21 protein-coding genes are annotated in these 20,363 nt (G+C 41.0%); 13 read left to right on the forward strand and 8 right to left on the reverse strand.

Annotated features, from left to right (window positions below; genetic code table 11):
* Window positions 1–144: 144 nt before the first annotated feature.
* Entirely contained in the window at window positions 145–1,356 is a 1,212-nt protein-coding gene (locus tag NRI27_RS04545; RefSeq protein WP_317941906.1) for a CynX/NimT family MFS transporter, read from the forward strand.
* 64 nt (window positions 1,357–1,420) lie between these two features.
* Here the strand turns inward: NRI27_RS04545 and NRI27_RS04550 are convergent, their stop codons facing one another.
* Window positions 1,421–1,828, reverse strand: coding sequence for a YugN family protein (locus tag NRI27_RS04550; protein WP_317941905.1), 408 nt, complete (start codon window positions 1,826–1,828; stop codon window positions 1,421–1,423).
* Between the two features lie 139 nt (window positions 1,829–1,967).
* Here NRI27_RS04550 and NRI27_RS04555 point away from each other — a divergent pair, with 139 nt between their 5' ends.
* Window positions 1,968–2,885: a stalk domain-containing protein gene (locus tag NRI27_RS04555; RefSeq protein ID WP_371389738.1), complete on the forward strand. Its 918-nt coding sequence runs from the start codon at window positions 1,968–1,970 to the stop codon at window positions 2,883–2,885.
* Between the two features lie 128 nt (window positions 2,886–3,013).
* Here the strand turns inward: NRI27_RS04555 and NRI27_RS04560 are convergent, their stop codons facing one another.
* A complete protein-coding gene (locus tag NRI27_RS04560) occupies window positions 3,014–3,403 on the reverse strand; it encodes a hypothetical protein (RefSeq protein WP_371389739.1) in 390 nt (129 codons plus the stop codon).
* A gap of 141 nt (window positions 3,404–3,544) precedes the next feature.
* Here NRI27_RS04560 and NRI27_RS04565 point away from each other — a divergent pair, with 141 nt between their 5' ends.
* Window positions 3,545–3,859 (forward strand): hypothetical protein, encoded by a 315-nt coding sequence (locus tag NRI27_RS04565; protein WP_317941902.1) that lies wholly within the window; start codon window positions 3,545–3,547, stop codon window positions 3,857–3,859.
* Window positions 3,859–3,996 (forward strand): hypothetical protein, encoded by a 138-nt coding sequence (locus NRI27_RS04570; RefSeq protein WP_317941901.1) that lies wholly within the window; start codon window positions 3,859–3,861, stop codon window positions 3,994–3,996. The genes NRI27_RS04565 and NRI27_RS04570 overlap by 1 nt, the downstream gene beginning before the upstream one ends.
* Before the next feature lie 64 nt (window positions 3,997–4,060).
* Here NRI27_RS04570 and nspC read toward each other — a convergent pair whose 3' ends face one another.
* Genes nspC through speD form a run of 6 tightly spaced genes read right to left on the reverse strand, consistent with a single transcriptional unit; the run spans window position 4,061 to window position 10,419 of the window.
* A complete protein-coding gene (nspC, locus tag NRI27_RS04575; protein WP_317941900.1) occupies window positions 4,061–5,203 on the reverse strand; it encodes a carboxynorspermidine decarboxylase in 1,143 nt (380 codons plus the stop codon).
* Between the two features lie 17 nt (window positions 5,204–5,220).
* Window positions 5,221–6,420: a saccharopine dehydrogenase family protein gene (locus tag NRI27_RS04580; protein WP_371389740.1), complete on the reverse strand. Its 1,200-nt coding sequence runs from the start codon at window positions 6,418–6,420 to the stop codon at window positions 5,221–5,223.
* A gap of 18 nt (window positions 6,421–6,438) precedes the next feature.
* On the reverse strand, window positions 6,439–7,296 hold the full coding sequence (gene speB, locus NRI27_RS04585) for an agmatinase (RefSeq protein ID WP_317941898.1): 858 nt from the start codon (window positions 7,294–7,296) through the stop codon (window positions 6,439–6,441).
* The gene (gene speE / locus NRI27_RS04590; RefSeq protein WP_371389741.1) at window positions 7,286–8,137 is read right to left on the reverse strand and encodes a polyamine aminopropyltransferase; all 852 of its coding nucleotides are present in this window, start codon (window positions 8,135–8,137) and stop codon (window positions 7,286–7,288) included. The genes speB and speE overlap by 11 nt, the downstream gene beginning before the upstream one ends.
* On the reverse strand, window positions 8,134–9,594 hold the full coding sequence (locus NRI27_RS04595) for an aminotransferase class I/II-fold pyridoxal phosphate-dependent enzyme (protein WP_371389742.1): 1,461 nt from the start codon (window positions 9,592–9,594) through the stop codon (window positions 8,134–8,136). Before NRI27_RS04595 ends, speE begins: the two co-directional genes overlap by 4 nt.
* A 12-nt stretch (window positions 9,595–9,606) precedes the next feature.
* Window positions 9,607–10,419 (reverse strand): adenosylmethionine decarboxylase, encoded by an 813-nt coding sequence (gene speD, locus NRI27_RS04600; RefSeq protein WP_317941895.1) that lies wholly within the window; start codon window positions 10,417–10,419, stop codon window positions 9,607–9,609.
* A 403-nt stretch (window positions 10,420–10,822) separates the two neighbouring features.
* Between speD and NRI27_RS04605 the strand changes: the two genes are divergently transcribed.
* The 9 genes from NRI27_RS04605 to NRI27_RS04645 all read left to right on the forward strand — a co-directional run bounded on the left by NRI27_RS04605 (window position 10,823) and on the right by NRI27_RS04645 (window position 20,356).
* Window positions 10,823–11,248, forward strand: a complete 426-nt coding sequence (locus tag NRI27_RS04605; protein WP_371389743.1) for a DUF1801 domain-containing protein — start codon at window positions 10,823–10,825, stop codon at window positions 11,246–11,248.
* A gap of 205 nt (window positions 11,249–11,453) precedes the next feature.
* Entirely contained in the window at window positions 11,454–13,349 is a 1,896-nt protein-coding gene (locus NRI27_RS04610; protein ID WP_317941893.1) for a PrkA family serine protein kinase, read from the forward strand.
* A 78-nt stretch (window positions 13,350–13,427) separates the two neighbouring features.
* On the forward strand, window positions 13,428–14,585 hold the full coding sequence (gene yhbH / locus NRI27_RS04615; protein ID WP_317941892.1) for a sporulation protein YhbH: 1,158 nt from the start codon (window positions 13,428–13,430) through the stop codon (window positions 14,583–14,585).
* Window positions 14,582–15,988 carry a SpoVR family protein gene (locus tag NRI27_RS04620; RefSeq protein WP_371389744.1) on the forward strand — a complete coding sequence of 469 codons (1,407 nt, stop codon included), beginning with the start codon at window positions 14,582–14,584 and terminating at the stop codon, window positions 15,986–15,988. The genes yhbH and NRI27_RS04620 overlap by 4 nt, the downstream gene beginning before the upstream one ends.
* 169 nt (window positions 15,989–16,157) lie before the next feature.
* Window positions 16,158–16,664 carry a GNAT family N-acetyltransferase gene (locus NRI27_RS04625; protein ID WP_371389745.1) on the forward strand — a complete coding sequence of 169 codons (507 nt, stop codon included), beginning with the start codon at window positions 16,158–16,160 and terminating at the stop codon, window positions 16,662–16,664.
* An 11-nt stretch (window positions 16,665–16,675) separates the two neighbouring features.
* Window positions 16,676–17,170 carry a GNAT family N-acetyltransferase gene (locus tag NRI27_RS04630; RefSeq protein ID WP_371389746.1) on the forward strand — a complete coding sequence of 165 codons (495 nt, stop codon included), beginning with the start codon at window positions 16,676–16,678 and terminating at the stop codon, window positions 17,168–17,170.
* A 262-nt stretch (window positions 17,171–17,432) separates the two neighbouring features.
* Complete coding sequence (locus NRI27_RS04635; protein WP_371390050.1) at window positions 17,433–18,440, forward strand: YcjF family protein; 1,008 nt, start codon at window positions 17,433–17,435, stop codon at window positions 18,438–18,440.
* Between the two features lie 36 nt (window positions 18,441–18,476).
* Window positions 18,477–19,316 carry an aspartate dehydrogenase gene (gene nadX, locus NRI27_RS04640; RefSeq protein ID WP_371389747.1) on the forward strand — a complete coding sequence of 280 codons (840 nt, stop codon included), beginning with the start codon at window positions 18,477–18,479 and terminating at the stop codon, window positions 19,314–19,316.
* 134 nt (window positions 19,317–19,450) lie between these two features.
* The gene (locus tag NRI27_RS04645; protein ID WP_317941885.1) at window positions 19,451–20,356 is read left to right on the forward strand and encodes a methyl-accepting chemotaxis protein; all 906 of its coding nucleotides are present in this window, start codon (window positions 19,451–19,453) and stop codon (window positions 20,354–20,356) included.
* Window positions 20,357–20,363 lie beyond the last annotated feature (7 nt).

Consider the following 20,363-nt stretch of genomic DNA (forward strand, 5'->3'; position numbering starts at 1 on the left):
TTCAATTCTTTTAAGAAATGTGTCCATATGATATGCTCTTTAAGCATTTATATAATGTGGATTGAATCCTCTAAAATGTTGGTGGATACTATTCAGAGAACATTTGAATTAGAGTGAATTTAAAAAGAAAGAGGAGGAGATGTCATGGATGCTCAACATCATTCTAGAAAACTTACATTTACAAAGCAGACATGGCTTTTAGTGATCGGCATTGTTTTCATCGCTTCAACCCTTCGATCACCCTTAACTTCAGTTGGACCAATCATAGGACCAATCCGAGATAGCTTGAACATGTCGAACGTGTTAGCAGGTTTTTTAACAACCATTCCATTATTAGCTTTTGCAATCATTTCACCTTTTGCGCCTAAACTGGCAAATCGGTTCGGTATGGAGCTGACATTGTTTGTATCGCTTTGTCTACTCACGATAGGCATTGTTATCCGATCTATTGGAGCAATTCCCTTATTATTAATCGGGACCTTTTTAATAGGTGTCGCAATCGCATTTGGAAACGTGTTATTGCCAGGCTTATTAAAACTGAATTTCCCGCTTCAGATTGGATTAATGACAGGTATCTATTCAGTATCGATGAACATTTCTGCAACAATTGCTTCGGGAATTAGTGTACCAATTGTGGAACAGACAAAATTCGGTTGGCAAGGGGCGTTAGCAATATGGGCGCTCTTAGCCGGACTCGCCATCTTTTTATGGCTTCCACAGTTGAGAAGAAAAATGGACATTCAAGCAAAACCATCTACAGGAACAGCGAACAAAGGCAATCCTTTCTGGCGTTCCCCAATTGCTTGGGCGGTCACATTCTTCATGGGATTGCAATCGTTATTGTTTTATTCGACCTCTGCGTGGATGCCTGAAATGCTTACGAGTGGGGGGATGAGTGCCGCTCAAGCGGGATGGATGTTATCTTTGTTACAATTCTCGCAATTGCCGATGACATTCATCATTCCGATTCTTGCTGGAAAAGTGAAAGACCAACGCAGCATTGTAGTGGGAATTGTTGCCCTTTACTTAATTGGATATGGTGGGGTTTGGTTAAGTGGAGGTTCATCTTTTACAGCTCTTTGGATGGTGGCTATCGGTATTGCTGGCGGTTCATCTTTTGGCCTATCAATGATGTTCTTCACGCTCCGAACGGAAACACATATGGAAGCCGCTACTTTATCTGGCATGGCACAGTCATACGGGTACTTGCTCGCGGCCAGTGGACCAGTTCTATTCGGTTTTCTACATGATTTAACTGGCTCATGGAACAGCTCAATGTTCATCTTCCTGATCGGATCATTGCTACTGTTCTTATGTGGCATGCAAGCCGGAAAAGATCGGAAAATTATTTCGTAATAAACGTTAAAGAGGAATTCCTTATTGTGGGAGTTCCTCTTTCGCATTTTCTTCAATTCAACCTTCACTGCAAATACGGGATAATCTCTTCAATTGCTTGCTCGCCGGCTAATGCCCATTTGCTTTTATCGTGTATTGTTGCGTCTTTGTCGATCGGCTCTTGGAATTGGTTAAACGTAGCAGTGCCGAGTGAACTCATGTCACTGTCTAGTCCAACGTTAACGACATGTTTAATGACATAAGGCTTTGTAAATTCGATACCTGCATATTGGTCATCTAGTATCCCGTCACGAACTAAGAAGGGCATACGCAAATAGATGGTTTCTCCACCTTCACGATGTAATATAGAGTCAAAACAACCTGAATGGTAATCCCATCCGCCGCCTAAATGATAGCCTTTGGGCTCAATCAAATTAAGGAATTCTCCAAAATGGGTTCTTTTTCCTTCCAATTCTGTTTGCAATTCCAACATGCTGTGCACTCCCTTTTTTGATAGTCATTTCTAACATTCACGAAATTGAATATTGCTATACATATTTGAAAAAAGAGTTGTAACTTTTAGCAATGTTTTCCGTCTAATCAGTGAATACCTAATGTCAGGAGAGAAAGAGATGAAAAAATTAGGAGCAGTGGCATTAACCATACTTCTAGCAGGAAGCCCAGTTGTCGCTCACTCGGTATCAGCAAAGGAGGCAAACGTACAAGTGAGCAAAGAGCAAGCTGAACACGCCAGTGATTATATGAAAGCGAGTGGTGTCATTACAGCAGTCGAAGCATCTAAAAGTTCTTTGAGAGTAAGAATTGAAAATGAGGAAGGAATTGAAGAAGTTTTAATCATCAACGAAAAATCATACTTATTGAGCAACAAAACGACAGCAACGATCGCGAGCGATCGTTTGAAAAAGGGAATGCATGTGGAAGCCTATACTGACAAAAACAAACCGATGATTTTAATCTATCCCGCGCAATACACACCTGAACTTGTCGTTGTAAAAGATGAAAATGGCCAAAACGTAAAGGTAAACAAATTCGATGATGAATTCCTTAGTTTAGACAAAGAATTGAAATTGACGATTGCGGAAGATACAGTCCTCCAAAACCAACAGGGCAAAGCGATTGGGAAAGCTGGCTTGAAAGGGAAAGAGCTGATGGTATTTTATACAGCAACAACGAGAAGCATTCCCCCACAAACGACACCAACAAAAGTGATTGCTTTGGATCCATTGGAACAATCTGAAGAAGCAACTGTTAACAAAATCATTGAAGCGGATCACTACATGAAAGACGGGGTCAAAATGATTCCACTGCGCAAAGTTGCAGAGGCTCTAGGCTACACAGTCGTATCTCAAGGGCATATCAATGGAGCGCTCGTAAAGAAGGAAAACCGTTCTTTCACGATTACACGTGGAGAAAAGAAGTATGGTCTAAATAAAAGCCTTCGACAATTTGCAATCGCACCGGAATTGATTGGTGGGAATAAGACCTATGTTTCAGAGGACTTTTTAGATGCAATGTTAAGTGACCAATAAGGTCATTTCTGCTAAGATGATGAACGACCACTCTACAACTCTACAACCAATAAGGTCAACTTAATCCAAACATAAACAAGCCCTACATCTCTGCTTCTAAAGGCTGCAGAGACGTAGGGCTTTCTTTGTCATTCGTTGATAGTGTCGTTAAATAGTAGGCCATCATCGTGTAAGTCGATAATTTTTAGGCGTTGATCGTGTTTAACGAAAATACTTTTATAGATTTTCTCTCCGACTTCATTGGAAAACAGGATGACTCGCTTTCCTTCATTGTCTTCCACAACACTTGCTATGTAGGCATCTACGTCAATTTCGCTTGACAGAACATCGTATTCTTCATAATCAGTCAAGTCAGCCACATGATCTGCACTCGTGTTTGTTTCAACGTCTTTGGATGGTGATTCAGCCTGTTCATTGCTTTCTAGGGCGGAGTCTGGTTTCACTTGTTCTTCTGCCTTGTCATTTGCACATCCCGCGAGCAGGAGAGCACCACAAAATAAGGCTAGTCGTTTTTTCATGATGATGAACACCTCGATGCGAATTGTTTTTACTATTGCGTAAGATATAGTGGAAGTTCATTGTAAAGGAGCGTTTATGAAAAATCAAATGATTGAACAATCCATCCTGCTTTTCCATATAGTATAGAAAGGAAGCAAAAGGTGAGTGAACGAATGTATAACCATTTTCAGCAACATGGAAAATCATCCTATACAATTAGTGACCTCTTAAAAGGAAAAGACATTGAAATCATTGCAGCAACGCTTCTTTTACTCGGCAAACTAAAAGTGGACTCCGTACAAATTTATAGAAGTCAGCCAATCATTTATGTATCTTTGTTAGGTGAATTCAAATCATCTAAAGCCGATCAAGTGAATACGTTAACGGATTTCTTGGCAGCAAACGGTGATTTGACAATGGATGAAGTGTTTGAAGGAATTAAAAAACGGATGAACAGTGAGGAGGAGGGACAGTAATGGTTGAGAAAAAAGAATTTGACGCTCCATCCTTTATCAATAAAGTGATTCTCGTGCTCTTCTTGCTCCTGCTCATTTTTGGTTCAACAAAATTGGAAGGCTTAACTGTAGCGGAAGATATCGTAGGCCCGTTGTAAACGTTTGAGCATTGAAAAAAGGCTACAAAGAAGCAAGATCACCTCTTTGTAGCCATGTAATCCGTTAGGACAACCGTTCCTTAAAATCTTCGTAGTTAAATGACTTAATGACTTTTGGTCCTTCATTCACCGTATTTAATACGATAGACGGCAAGTTCATGCCATTGAACGTATTGTTTTTCACCATCGAGTAATGGGCCATGTCACAAAATACGAGTTTGTCGCCAGGTTGTAACGGTTCGTCAAATGAATAATCACCGATGACATCCCCCGAAAGACATGTTGGTCCGCCTAATCGGTACGTAATTGCTTTTTCATTTGCGACGCCTGCTCCGACGATTTCCGGCCGGTATGGCATTTCCAATACATCTGGCATATGACAAGATGCGGAAGTGTCAACAATTGCTATCGGCATGCCGTTGTGCATTGTATCCAATACAGTCGAAACGAGGAAACCCGTGTTAAGGGCAACCGCTTCGCCCGGCTCCAAGTACACATCCAAGTCATACTTATTTTTCATGAACAAGATGGATTCAATAAGGGTTTCGATATCGTAATCAGGTCGTGTAATGTGATGACCACCACCGAAATTAATCCATTTCATGCCGTGTAAATACTTGCCGAACTTCTCGTCAACAACTTTGATTGTACGTGCCAGTGTATCGGAGTTTTGTTCGCACATCGTATGGAAATGCAATCCGCTAATGCCTTCCAACTCATCCGGTTCGAAGTTTTCAAGCGTCACACCAAACCGAGAATTCGTAAAGCAAGGGTTGTACATATCGACTTCGATTTCCGAGTATTCTGGGTTGATGCGAATGCCGCATTCAATCTGCTTCGGATAGTTTTTCACTTTGTCGCGGAAACGTCGCCATTGTTCAAACGTATTGAACACTAAGTGGTCAGAGTAGGAAAGGATTTCATCAAAATCCACTTCCGAAAAAGCAGGTGCATACGTATGCACTTCTTTCCCCATTTCCTCGTACCCTAGTTTCGCCTCTAACAACCCACTTGAAGTAACACCATTCAAATACTTGCCGATGAGCGGATAGACGGAAAACATCGAAAACCCTTTTTGTGCGAGCAAGATTTTGCAACCGGTTCTGTCAATGACCGACTTGAGCAACTCCAAGTTTTTGATAAGCAATGCTTCATCCACAACATAGGAAGGGGAGGGAACAGCGTTTGGATCGAAATTCAATTTCATTGTTTGCATGCCTCCCATCAGTCGATTAGTTCAGGATTGAAATCTTCTTGCCAAGGAAGTCCGTATTTGTTTAATGCATCCATGAACGGATCTGGATCGAACTCTTCAACGTTGAACACGCCTGGTTTTTTCCATGCACCCGTCATAATGAGCATTGCACCGATCATGGCTGGAACACCCGTTGTATAAGAAATCGCTTGGGAACCGACTTCGCGATAACATTCTTGGTGATCACAAATATTGTATACATAATACGTTTTCTCTTCGCCGTCTTTAACACCTTGGAAAATACAGCCGATGTTCGTTTTTCCTTTTGTGCGTGGTCCAAGAGAAGCCGGGTCAGGAAGGATCGCCTTCAAGAACTGCAATGGGACAATCTGTTGTCCTTCGAATTCAATTGGTTCAATCGATGTCATTCCGACATTTTCAAGCACTTTCAAATGTGTCAAATAGTTTTGGGAGAATGTCATCCAGAAACGGATTTTCTTAATTCCTTTAATGTTAACAGCTAATGATTCTAATTCTTCATGATAGAGAAGGTACACATCTTTTGGTCCGATTTCAGGAAGATCGTACACACGTTTTTCAGAAAGTGGCGGTGTTTCGATGAACTCACCGTTTTCCCAATAACGACCGTTTGCTGTAATCTCACGGATGTTGATCTCCGGGTTGAAGTTTGTTGCAAATGGATACCCGTGATCACCTGCATTTGCATCTACGATATCGATCGTATGGATTTCGTCAAAATAATGCTTCTGTGCATACGCAGAGAATACACCAGTTACACCAGGATCAAAGCCGCTACCTAATAGTGCTGTAAGTCCAGCTTGCTCAAACTTCTCTTTGTACGCCCATTGCCATTTATATTCAAACTTCGCAGTATCCAACGGTTCGTAGTTTGCTGTATCTAAGTAATGCACACCTGTTGCAAGACATGCATCCATGATTGTTAAATCTTGATAGGGAAGTGCAACGTTAATGACGATTTCCGGTTTGAAATCGTTAATTAATTCGATGAGTTCGTCCACATTGTCAGCATCCACTTGTGCCGTTTGGATTTTCGTACGCCCACCATCAAGCTTTTCTTTTAACGCATCACATTTTGATTTTGTTCGGCTTGCGATACAAATCTCTTCAAACACATCCGGAACTTGACAACATTTATGAACAACTACACTTGCTACTCCACCTGCACCAATAATTAACGCTTTACCCAATCAAAACACCACCCATAATTATTTTTGTTTATGAATTGCCAATAGTAATTCACGAAGTACTTTACAAGCGACGGCAGTTGAAACGCCACTTTGGTCGTAGACCGGTGATAATTCGTTCACATCACAACCGACGATATTCAATTCACTGACCGTCAAGATCGCTTGCAATAAATCCATGAACGAAACACCGCCAGCTTCTGGTGTACCTGTTCCTGGGAAAACCGAAGGGTCTAACACATCCAAGTCGATTGTTAAATACACAGGTTTCCCTTTCAACTTCTCAACAATGTCTTCTAAGCCATTAAAGTTGAACTTGTTTGTGTATACATGGTCTTTGCCCCACGCAAACTCGCTACGATCACCGGAGCGGATTCCAAATTGGAAGATCCGATCATCTCCGACAATATCCCATACGCGATGGATGACGGATGCGTGTGAAAGTTTCTCATCAAGGTACTCGTCCCGCAAATCGGCATGAGCATCGAATTGTACGATGTGCAAATCTGGATACTGTTCAGCAACAGCGCGAACTGATCCAAGCGTCACTAAGTGCTCTCCACCAATCATGCAAGGTATTTTGCCGTCTTTCACAATTTTGCTCGTAAACGCTTCGATTTGGCCTAAAGCTCTTTCGGTGTTTCCGAAGCTTAACTCCAAATCCCCGCCGTCAAAGACGTTCATATCTTCTAAGTCTTTATCTTGGTAGGGACTATACGTTTCGATTCCGAAAGATTCTCCACGCATCGCTTTGCTAGCGAAACGGGTACCTGGACGAAAAGACGTAGTGGAATCGAAAGGAGCACCAAATATCACAATGCCAGACTCATCATATTCATTGTCACAGCCAATGAATGTTTCAACATTTCTATTCAACATCTTCCAATTGCTCCTTTACGTAATTAGGTAAGGCAAACGATCCGACATGGACGTCCGTGTTGTAATACTTCGTTTGCAACCCAAGATTATTCCAATCATCCGCTTGCAAATCTTTTATCGGATCAAACTTTTTAGAAGCAAATCCGAATAGCCAATGGCCGGATGGATAGGTTGGAATATGGACTTGGTACACTTTGCAAATCGGAAAGAAACCGATAATCCGCTGATGCGCACGCTGCATGCCTAAAGCATCTTCTTCATAAAACGGACTTTCGTGTTGATTGACTAAAATTCCTTCCTCATTAAGCGCTTTGTAGCAATTGCCATAAAACTCCTTCGTGAATAGCCCTTCACCCGGTCCGAATGGATCAGTGGAGTCGACAATGATTAAATCGTATGCATCATTTTTTGAACGGATAAATTTCAATCCGTCTTCAAAATGTAAATGAACACGTGGATCTTCTAACTTCGATGCTGTTTGCGGCAAGTATTCCTTACACACATCCACGACCATTTTATCAATTTCAACCATATCAATATGTTCAATGGTGGCATACTTCGTCAGTTCGCGGACTGTTCCGCCATCTCCAGCACCAATAACGAGCACTTTTTTAATGGACGGGTTCGTCGCCATTGCAACGTGCGTAATCATATCATGGTAAATGAATTCGTCTTTCTCGGTTACCATTACAAGACCATCTAACGTTAAAATCCGTCCGAATTCTGCTGTTTGCAAGATGTCGATTTTTTGGAACTCACTTTTGCCAGTGTACAAATGTTCATCGACTTTCATGGAAAATGTCACATTGGGCGAGTGATTTTCAGTAAACCATAATTTCATTGCTCAGACTCCTTTACGACATTGATATGCTCAATTTCCCTGTCTTCCGTCCCTGTCATGAAACTTCCTTTATCCTTGCAGTACTGGATATACTCAAGAATTTCACCTGTAATTCGTTCACCAGGCGCAAGAATCGGAATGCCCGGTGGATACGCCATGACGAATTCACTTGAAATACGGCCAACACTTTGCGCCATCGGCAATGTTTCTTTTGGAGCATAGAACGCTTTTTGAGGAGTGTAAACGACTTGTGGTTTAATGTATTCATGATCGAATAAGCCACTTTTGTCGGTGCTATAGCGCCTTTTAATCTCTGCGAGTGCGGAGACGAGGCGCTCCAAGTCTAAATGACGATCGCCAACGGATATGTACGCAAGGAAGTTGCCGATGTCTCCGAACTCGATCTGAATGTCGTATTCATCGCGTAAAATATCATACACTTCGATACCAGCGAGTCCGATATCCAACGAGTGGACAGACAGCTTTGTTAGGTCAAAGTCGTAAATCGTATCACCATTTTTCAACTCATCCGCAAAAGCATAGTAGCCGCCAATTTTGTTAATCTCCTCACGCGTATAACGAGCCATGTTCATCACTTTCTTGAAAATTTCTTCACCGTGTAAAGCGAGATTTTTTCTTGAAATATCAAGAGATGACATGAGTAAATAAGAACCGCTCGTTGTTTGCGTCAAGTTGATAATTTGTCGGACATACCCTTCACTCACTTCGTTGTTAATTAACAGCAAGGAGCTTTGAGTCAATGAGCCACCTGATTTGTGCATGCTGACGGCAGCCATATCTGCACCGACAGACATGGCTGAAGCAGGCAATTCCTCACTAAAATAAAAATGTGTTCCATGTGCTTCATCTACAAGCACAAGCATCCCGTGTCGATGAGCGAGAGCAGTAATTTCCTTCATATTGGAACAAATTCCATAGTATGTCGGATTATTAATAAGAATTGCTTTCGCATCAGGATGTTCTTTAATCGCTTGTTTGACGTCTTCCACCGCCATCCCAAGCGGAATGCCCAGTTCTTTGTTGGAACCCGGATTCACATAGACCGGAATGGCGCCACTAATGATTAACGCATTAATGGCACTCCGGTGTACGTTTCTTGGCATAATAATCTTTTCGCCCGCTTTACAAGCCGTCATCACCATTGCTTGCACTGCGGATGTCGTTCCATTCACCATGAAAAAGGCATGCTTCGCACCAAATGCGTCGGCAGCAAGTTCTTCAGCCTCTCGAATAACAGAAACAGGGTGAATAAGGTTATCCAATGGTTTCATGGAATTGACGTCAAAAGACATACAGTTTTCGCCTAAAAAAGCGGTCAATTCCTCATTCCCTCTACCACGTTTGTGGCCAGGAACGTCAAATGGAACGACCCTCATTTTTTTGTATTTGTTAAGCGCCTCCATAATTGGGGCTTTTTGTTGTGAAAGAATGTTCATGATACGCTCCTCTCACTCTTCATATATATTGGAACCGCTGAATATTTCAATCATTTCTTTACGTAAGTTGTTTGTGATATATAACCGCTCTTTCGGAGGGATTTCATAAACATCCGTATTGAAAAGATAATTTTGTAAGTTAATGTCTTTAATCAGCAGTTTTGTATGAAAAATATTGGACTGATATACATTGACATCAATGGCATCGTATTTCTGTAACGTTTCGCTATCGATATAGTCTTGGATCGATGTCATTTTATGATCTCTAAACAACTTCTTCCCTCTGTCATCGCGTGTAAACCCACGGACCCGATAATCAGTCGTAATGATATCCGAATCGAAGCTTCCTATTAGATAATCAAGTGCATTGAGCGGAGAGATTTCACCGCATGTGGATACTTCGATATCTACACGAAAAGTGGCGATAGAATTATCCGGATGGTATTCAGGGTACGTATGGACGGTGACATGGCTTTTGTCTAAATGACTTACAACCGAATCCCGGGTTTTTAAAATATCGATTGCCCCTCGATTACACGATTCGTCTATTAAAGCGACAGGTAATGTCTCTTCCGTAATTAGGATTGTGACACTAGCGCCTTGCGGATCGTAATCTTGCTTACTCACATTCAATACATGTGCGCCAATGATTTCTGTGACGTCATATAAGATGTTTGTCAGCCGTTCAGAATTGTACTGCTCATCGATATAGGCAATATAATCTTTTTGCTCCCGCTCACTTTTTGCATAGCTTACATCATAGATGTTAAAGCTAAGTGTTTTTGTGAGGTTGTTAAAGCCGTACAATTTCAGCTTATTTTCCAACCCAACTATCACTCCTTCTATTCGGGTATCAGGCTAGCAAGAACCGTAAAATTCCTGATGAGTAAAATGTGTAAAACTGTCATCTCTTCAAGCATCTCCACATCACTCAATCTTACGGGACAACCATTGCCATTGTAATAAAATCAATCTAATTATAAAGTAAAAAAAGGGTGAGTCAAGATAATTTACAACCGATTAATTAAATAGGAAATTCAATGCATTTTCTTCGTTGAAATTGAAGAAAGTTTGACCGTGAAAATCTGATTACATGAACTAAAAAATTTATCACGAAATTGCGCTTACAGTTAGGGTTGTTTTGGATTTGTAGCTATTAACGTTATAATAATTTCAATGGAATTTCAAGTGATAGCATTATTCAGTTAATATGAAAGGGGCAAACCGAATGTATGAACTAAAAACGAAAGAAACTGATAATAGTGTGATTGAATTTATTGAAGCTGTGGATAACCCGAAAAAACGTGAGGATGCCTATAAGCTCCTTGATATTTTTACGGAAGCTACGGGCTATGAGGCAAAAATGTGGGGGCCGAGTATTATCGGTTTCGGATCGTATCATTATGTATACAAAACCGGTCACGAAGGAGATGCACCGTTAGTCGGGTTTTCTCCGAGAAAAGCAAAGATTAGCCTATACTTTGCTCCTGGAGACACTGCAAGAGAAGAAACACTTGCGAAATTTGGGAAGCATACATCAGGGAAAGCGTGTGTCTATATTAATAAAGTGGCTGACATCGATGTTGATGTCTTGAAACAATTGATTGACCAATCGATCGACTTTCTTCGGAGAACTTATCCTGACGGTAACTAACGATTGTGTTTATAAATTAGATTTGTCAATCTATATAGGGCGTAAAATTTCAAATATGTCGAGCAACAATGGATGAACGTGTCTGTCAACAAGTTGAGGCTGTTAAACGAGTCGTTTCGTTTAGCAGCTTCTTTTGTTTGCTTCATTTTACGGCGCGTACTTGCATACACTAATTGAAACCAAGCTCCACATTGGAGGGACATGAATGGACATTTTACAGAAGGTTGAACGATTCAGAGATGAAGAGAACAAGCTGAAATGGGAAGGTACCTTTGCACAGTATTTGGACATTTTGCGTGAACGGAAAGAAGTTGCACAAACGGCGCACTCAAGAGTATATGAAATGATAAAAAGTCACGGTGAAACGAAGAAAAATGGGCATACCATCTATCATTTTTTTGAAAATGAAATTTTTGGACTCGAGGACACTGTAGAACGTCTTGTGAATGAATATTTCCATCCAGCGGCAAAACGTCTTGATGTCCGCAAACGGATATTGTTATTAATGGGACCAGTGAGTGGTGGGAAATCTACCATTGTTACGTTGTTAAAGAGAGGTCTGGAACAATATTCGAAAACAGAGGAAGGCGCGGTTTATGCAATAAAAGGCTGTCCGATGCATGAAGATCCATTGCATTTAATCCCTGAGCACTTACGAGATGACTTCTTTGAGGAGTTCGGCATCCGCATTGAAGGAAGTTTATCGCCGCTGAATACAATGCGGTTGGAAACGGAGTACGATGGCCGTATTGAAGATGTGCTTGTTGAAAGAATGTTTTTCTCAGAAGACAAACGGGTTGGAATCGGAACGTTTACACCATCTGATCCGAAATCACAAGACATTGCCGACTTAACGGGAAGTATTGATTTCTCAACAATTGCCCAGTACGGGTCGGAATCCGATCCTCGTGCTTATCGGTTTGATGGCGAACTTAACAAGGCAAATCGAGGAATGATGGAGTTTCAGGAGATGCTTAAGCTAGATGAGAAATTTCTATGGCATTTATTATCGTTGACGCAAGAAGGGAATTTCAAAGCAGGGCGATTTGCGTTAATCAGTGCGGATGAATTAATTGTTGCACATACGAACGAAACGGAATACCGGGCTTTCATTTCCAATAAAAAGAATGAAGCGTTGCATTCCCGGATTATCGTTATGCCGATTCCATATAACTTGAAAGTGAGCCAAGAAGAAAAAATCTATGAAAAGATGATCCGGGAAAGTGATATGCATCACGTGCATATCGCGCCACATGCTTTACGTGTCGCAGCGATCTTCTCCGTTTTGACGAGGTTGAAAATTTCTAAGAAACAAGGCATCGACATCGTCAAGAAAATGCGGTTGTATGATGGGGAAAATGTAGAAGGGTTCAATTCCGCCGACTTGGAAGAATTGAAGAAGGAGTTCCCGAATGAAGGCATGGACGGCATTGATCCACGGTACGTCATTAACCGGATTTCCTCTGCCATTATCCGTAAAGAAGTCGATGCCATTAATGCATTAGACGTATTGCGCGCATTAAAAGAGGGGCTCGATCAGCATGCGTCCATATCGAAAGAGGACAAAGAAGAATACTTGAATTACATTTCAATCGCTCGCAAAGAATTTGACGAAATTGCTAAGAAGGAAGTCCAAAAAGCTTTTGTTTATTCATACGAAGAGTCCGCGAAAACGTTAATGGACAATTATTTGGATAATGTTGAAGCGTTTTGTAACAAGCATAAGTTGAAAGACCCGCTCACTGGTGAGGAAATGAATCCAGACGAGAAATTAATGCGTTCCATCGAAGAACAAATCGGCATTTCAGAAAACGCGAAAAGAGCGTTCCGTGAAGAGATTCTGATTCGAATATCTGCATATGCACGAAAAGGAAAACGTTTTGACTACCAATCGCACGAGAGACTACGTGAAGCAATTCAAAAGAAATTATTCTCCGATTTGAAAGATGTCGTTAAAATTACGACGTCTTCTTCGACGCCAGATGAAACACATTTGAAGAAGATAAACGAGGTCGTAGCACGTCTTATCGAGGAGCATGGCTACAATTCCATTTCTGCGAATGAACTTTTGAAATACGTAGGCAGTCTTCTTAACAGATGATTTATCCGAATATTACAATTAAACGCCAGTCGTTGCATATACTACTAAAAACGAGTGGACTGGGGTAGGTGAAAAGGAATGAATGACGAAAAAGGCGAATCCTATGTCGTTTCCCAAGAGAACTGGTCGCTTCACCGTAAGGGTTACCAAGATCAACAACGTCACTTAGATAAAGTGAAAAAGGCCATTCAAAATAATTTGCCCGACTTGATCAGCGAAGAAAGTATTGTCATGTCCGATGGAAAAGATGTCATTAAAATACCGATTCGTTCTTTAGATGAATATAAAATTCGTTATAACCATGACAAATCTAAGCATGTTGGGCAAGGCAACGGAAAGAGTCAAGTCGGGGATGTTGTTGCAAATGATGGGAGCCAAAATGCCGGTAAAGGAAAGCAAGCTGGCGATCAGGCAGGTAGTGACTATTACGAAGCAGAAGTTTCCATTGCGGAAATAGAAGATCATTTATTCAAAGAGTTGGAGTTACCGAACTTGGAGCAGCGCGATCAATACGAGATTACTGACGAAGATATCGCGTTTAACGATATACGGAAAAAAGGGCTGATCGGCAATATTGATAAGAAAAGAACGATCATCGCAGCGTTCAAACGAAATGCGATGGAAGGGCATGCCGATATCTTGCCGATTTACAATGATGATTTACGATTTAAAACGTGGGACCCGATCGTCAAACCACAATCGAAAGCGGTTGTGCTCATGATGATGGATACAAGTGCGTCAATGGGGACGTTTGAAAAGTACGCTGCAAGAAGCTTCTATTTTTGGATGACAAGATTTTTACGGACGAAATATGAAAAGGTAGACATTGAGTTCATTGCGCACCACACATTAGCAAAAGTCGTGTCGGAAACAGACTTCTTTTCAAAAGGGGAGAGTGGCGGAACAATCTGCTCGACTGCATACGAAAAAGCACTCGATTTAATTGAGAAAAAATACAATCCATCGAGTTACAATATTTACCCGTTCCATTTTTCGGATGGTGAAAATATGTCTTCAGATAATGCAAAATGCTTAACGCTCGTGGAGGCATTAATGGAACAAAGCAATATGTTCGGCTATGGTGAAGTGAATGCCCATAGCCGATACTCCACATTGATGAATACGTACAACAAAATCGATGACCCGAAGTTCCGCCATTATGTGTTGAAGGACCATAAAGACGTGTACCACGCATTGAAGAAGTTCTTCTATAAAGATCTGGAGGGATCTCGATGAAGGGACATATAGAACTTCAACGTGCCGTGGAGGAAATTACAGAAATCGCCAAAGGATTTGGATTGGATTTTTATCCGATGCGTTATGAAATTTGTCCCGCAGATATCATCTATACGTTTGGTGCATACGGAATGCCGACAAGGTTCAGTCATTGGAGTTTTGGAAAACAATTTCATAAGATGAAGCTGCAATATGATTTAGGGTTAAGCCAGATTTATGAACTGGTCATCAATTCCAACCCATGTTATGCATTTTTATTGGAAAGTAATACTCTTATTCAAAATAAATTAATCATTGCACATGTCCTCGCGCATTGCGATTTCTTCAAAAATAATGCGCGCTTTGCGAATACACGACGGGACATGGTTGAAAGTATGACGGCCACTGCTGAACGGATAGCACATTATGAAATGAAGTATGGCAAAGATGAAGTTGAACAATTTTTGGATGCCGTCCTCGCTATTCAGGAGCATATCGATCCATCACTCGTTAGGTGGCGTGATGGTAATAAAGAAGTCGAGCAAGAAGAATTAGCGCTAGTTTCACGAAAAACTGCGTACGACGACTTATGGGAATTGGATTACAAAAAATTGAATTCACCATCTAATGAAGTGAAAAGAAAAAAAATCCCTGCTCAACCCGAAAAAGATTTGCTCCTGTTCTTGTTAGAGCATAGTCGTGAATTGGAGGAGTGGCAGCGGGACATTTTAACGATGATTCGTGAGGAAATGTTGTATTTCTGGCCACAAATGGAAACGAAGATTATGAATGAAGGATGGGCGACGTTTTGGCATCAGCGTATATTACGCGAGATGGATTTGACAGCTGACGAAACAATTGAATTTGCCAAGTTGAATGCAAATGTGATTCAGCCATCCAAAACGTCAATTAATCCCTATTATTTAGGCTTGAAAATTTTTGAGGACATTGAACGCCGCTACAACGAGCCGACAGAAGAAATGATGCAATTAGGTGTGCGTCCTGGAACAGGGAGAGAGAAAATGTTTGAAGTGCGGGAAATGGATTCCGACATTTCGTTTGTCCGCAATTATTTAACGAAAGAAATCATTCAAAGTGAAGATATGTATGTATTTGAGAAAAAAGGAAGTCAATATAAAATCTCCGATAAAGACTATCAAATTGTGCAAGATCGACTTATTGCGCAGCGTGTAAATGGCGGTTTTCCATATATCGTCGTTGAGGATGGAGACTACATTCGTAATGGGGAACTATACCTCGTGCATAAATTTGAAGAGACTGAGTTGGACGTACCGTATTTAGAAAATGTACTTCCATATATTCATCAACTGTGGGGGCGGATTGTGCATTTGGAAACGTATGTGGATTCTAAACTTGTCGTTTTTTCCTATGATGGAAAGAAAGTTCATCGAAGATTTGCCTAGATTGCTAGAAGCCGTTTCATTCATCGATTCATTCGAGAATGGAGCGGTTTTTTTGATGGTAGAGTAGCCGGAGGATGGATTCTTTAAGTGGAGATATTGATAATGTTTAATTATTTCAGATAATGATGTAAAATAATAGGTAAATCACTTACAGAATTGAGGAGATTGGGTGGAAATTCGAGAAGCGGTAATAGGGGATGAAGAAGGGATTGCTCGCGTCCATGTGGACAGTTGGCGAACGACCTACAAAGGTATTGTGTCAGATGGATATTTGGATCAGTTATCCGTTGAACAACGAACGGAAAATTGGCGACGAGGAATTGGAAATAATAGTTTGTATGTAGCAGTTGAAGACGGAGAGATTGTCGGTTTTGCTACAGGAGGTAAAGAACGGACTGGCAACTATTCAGCTGATTGTGAGCTTTTTGCCATTTATCTGTTGCAAAAAGTGCAAGGAAAAGGAATTGGTAAGCAATTAATGCAAGTAGTTGCTATGGACCTGAAAAAACAGGGTTCCACAAAAATGCTCGTTTGGGTTCTCGATTTGAATCCCGCTAAGAAGTTCTACGAAGCAGTAGGTGGCCAACGAGTTGGAGAAACAATGATTGAAATCGGTGGCGAATCGTTTAAGGAAATTGCTTTTGTGTGGGATTTGGAGAAGTTTGTAAACAAATAGGAGGTGCATCAATGAAGATCAGACACGCACAACCGATAGATGCTGAGAGGATTGTAGAATTGATTAAACATGTGGAAAATAGTTCGGAAAATATGATGTTTGAGGCAGGCGAACGGAGCATCTCTGTGGAGCAATTCACTAAACGAATTGCTTCTTTTGAAGAAAGTGGATCTACAATTTTAGTAGCAGAAAATGATAGGGATTTGGTGGGCTATTTAATGGTGAATCGTGGAGGGGCAATCAGGACCCATCATTCTGCTTATCTGGTTATCGGAATCTCCAGCGATTACCGCGGACAAGGGATAGGTAAAGCGCTATTCAGTGCTCTTGACGAATGGGCCCGCAACAACCATCTACATCGGCTTGAATTGACGGTACTAAAAACAAATCAAGCTGCCATTGCTTTGTACGAGAAGAGCGGCTTTGTTAGAGAAGGTGTTAAGAAAGATTCGCTCTACGTGAATGGTCAATATATCGATGAATACTATATGGCGAAAATACTATGAAGAATATTGGAAATTTTATAGCATTCAACCGTCGTGAATACATACGACAACGCAGCCGTACCGGTGTAATTGGTATGGTTTTTTTCTTGGGAGATGTTACTAAATACAATTCCTCCCCCACTCGTCGAACTTCCAACAAGCTCCTGTTACAAGTACAATAAAAAGGGTAGAGCAGTACAAAATGAATCTTATCCCATAGGAAATTCGTACAATAATATAGAAGCTAAACAGAACAGAGGTGCATACGGTGAAACAAGAATGGATGTCAGATGAAGAATTCGACAAAATATTTGATGAGAAATCATCGGAAATTAATGAGCAGTTAGAGAGTGAAATATTGATTGCCATGATCGGGGATGTGAATGCGGGGAAATCGTCTACGATTAACCGGTTAATGGCGTCAGAAGTTGCGCAAGTTGGTGCAAAACCTGGAGAGACGCAAGAAATTAAGAAATTCGTTTACAAAGACAAAATCATTTTTGTTGATACGCCTGGACTAGATGATATTTATAGCGAGCATTCAGCCGAAACGTTGAAATTTTACAAGCAGGCGGATGTCATCCTGTTTTTCTTAAATGCAGCAGGTACCGTGTTATCTGAAGCAGAGCTTATTTCATTGAAGAAAATTGCTAAAGTGAATAAAGACCTCATTCTTGTGCTGAATAAAATTGACGCAGCAGACGATATTCCTGCGCTTGTGAAATATGTACAAGACCATACGGGTTATGAATATCCCGTCACGCCTATTTCATCTCGGACCGGTGAAAATATCCACCTGTTGCAAAAAGAAGTCCTGGCTTTATTGGAATCCAAAAAAAAAGACATTTTAATGGCCGCAAACATGGCCGATAAATCAACAATTGCCAACCGCTGGATACTCGGGGCAGGTGCATCAGCTGCTACAATTGGAGCGGTTCCAATTCCAGGTTCTGATTTCGTTCCGCTCACCGCCCTGCAAGTGAGTCTCATGTTAAAACTTTCGACATTGTATGGGAAACCGATCTCAAAAGACAATGCGAAAGAGTTAATAATTGCAACCATTGTAGGGAATATCGGTAAGACGGTTTTCAGGCAAGTCATCAAAATTGTACCAGGGGCTGGTATGGTAGCAGGAGCAAGTGTGGCGGGTGCGATGACAATTGCACTTGGACATGCAGTTAAATATGCACACGAAAACAATATTGACTTAACACCGAAAGCTTTAAAACCTATTTACAATATGTTTCTGAAAAAAGCTTCGTCTCAAACAAAATCACGGAAAGAGAAGTAGGACGTAAATGTTCTTTTCCCTGAAAGGGTGACTACGATGAATATCGGATTAATTGGTAAAGGTGCACTCGGTACTTTTCTGCTGGAAAAAATTAATGTCGACCAACTCATTCCAGGTTGTCGCATAACGGCAATTATTGATGAGAGAGAACACGCACACAATGACTTGGTGCGCATTGCTCATGATTATGAATGTGTACCGTTTGATTCGATGGATGCATTTCTCGATTCAACGATCGATTTGGTTGTTGAATGTGCCAATATAGACGTTGTTCGTAAATATGGGGAAGCCATCTTGAAGCGGAAAAGCCTTCTACTCATTAGTATTGGTGCGTTTTCTGATGTAGTGCTAAAAGAACGAATGGAAAAGATTGCGTTAGAAAAGAGCCACCAAATTTATTTACCTTCAGGCGCAATAGGTGGGTTAGATATCATAAAAGCTGCAAACTTCGCCGGTGCACTCGATCATGTGACGTTAACGACGAGGAAGCCTGCACATTCTCTTACATCCGTCCAATTAGAGGAGGAACAAGTAATTTTCCAAGGCTCTGCCAAGGAGGCAATCCATAAGTTTCCGAAAAACGCCAATGTCGCTATTGCATTGTCACTAGCGGGGCTAGGCATTGAAAAGACGAACGTCACGATCATTGCAGATCCTTATAGCAAGAAGAACGTGCACCATATTCATGCATCAGGATCTTTTGGAGACTATGAAGGAACAATTATGAACAATCCTTCACCCGAAAATCCAAAAACTAGTTATGTAACGGGTTTAAGCATTTTAGCTACGCTGAAAAATGTGCATGAGCCCCAATCAAAATCGGTTGAATTTGTCTATTCCATGTCAAAACTCAACTGTATCCACATAACCCAATAAAAAGTTATTCCAAACTATTCCTATTTACAAACCGCTATGGTTAAATGAAGGAAGATAACCGTTACGAAATTACTATACTTCGAACGAATTTAACGTCTTTTATTTAGAAATAGGAATTAAGGTGGGGAAAATGGATGCATTTTATTGAACGGGTGACAGATGACCATGTTGTGAAAGCCATTGAAGAGAATTTGGCAATCATTCGTTTTGACTTGGATCGAAAAGTCGCATATGTCAATGATAATTTTTCACATGCGATGGGGTATTCAAGTGAAGAAATGATTGGGATGCCACATCAGGACTTTTGCTTTCCGGCGTATGTAACGAGTGTAGCGTATGAAAATTTTTGGCGTGACTTAACTAGAGGGGTGCGTCAGCAAGGGAAGATTGAGCGGAAGGACAAATTTGGTCAAAAAGTTTGGTTAGAAGCAACGTATATGCCGATTTACAGCACAAAATTTCGGAAAGTCATTGGTATTTCGAAGGTGGCGACTAATATCACGAAGCGTCAGACGTCTATTACGAACTTAGTAGAGGATCTTCGGAATATGTCCGAAGAATTGACCAATCGTGCTGCTGTCGGCATTGAGAGAAGTGAAGAAGTACTGCAGATTATTGAGGCAATTGCAGTGGCTTCTGCTGAAAACACATTAACATTAGGAAAACTGGAAACACATGCAGAGGGCATTCAAGACATTGTAAAAACAATCCGAGCCATTGCTGCACAGACGAATTTGCTTGCATTGAACGCAGCAATTGAAGCAGCGCGAGCGGGGGAACATGGTAGAGGATTTGACGTAGTTGCAAAAGAAGTGAGGAAGTTGTCGGCTAACGTGGAACAGTCAATTGTCGAAGTACGAGAAGGTGTTGAATCCATAACGAGTGAAATTCAAAACATATCAAAGGGTACAGCGGTAGCCGAGCAACATATTCAACGTTGCCAAGAACGAATTGAAGTCGCTATGGAAGATTTCCTTGTCATCTCATCATCGGCTTCTGCTTTGGATGATCAGTCTAAAAGAGTATCCGACATTATATAAAAAATTC

The sequence above is a fragment of the Sporosarcina sp. OR05 genome (genome assembly GCF_041414805.1).
GTDB lineage: Bacteria > Bacillota > Bacilli > Bacillales_A > Planococcaceae > Sporosarcina > Sporosarcina saromensis.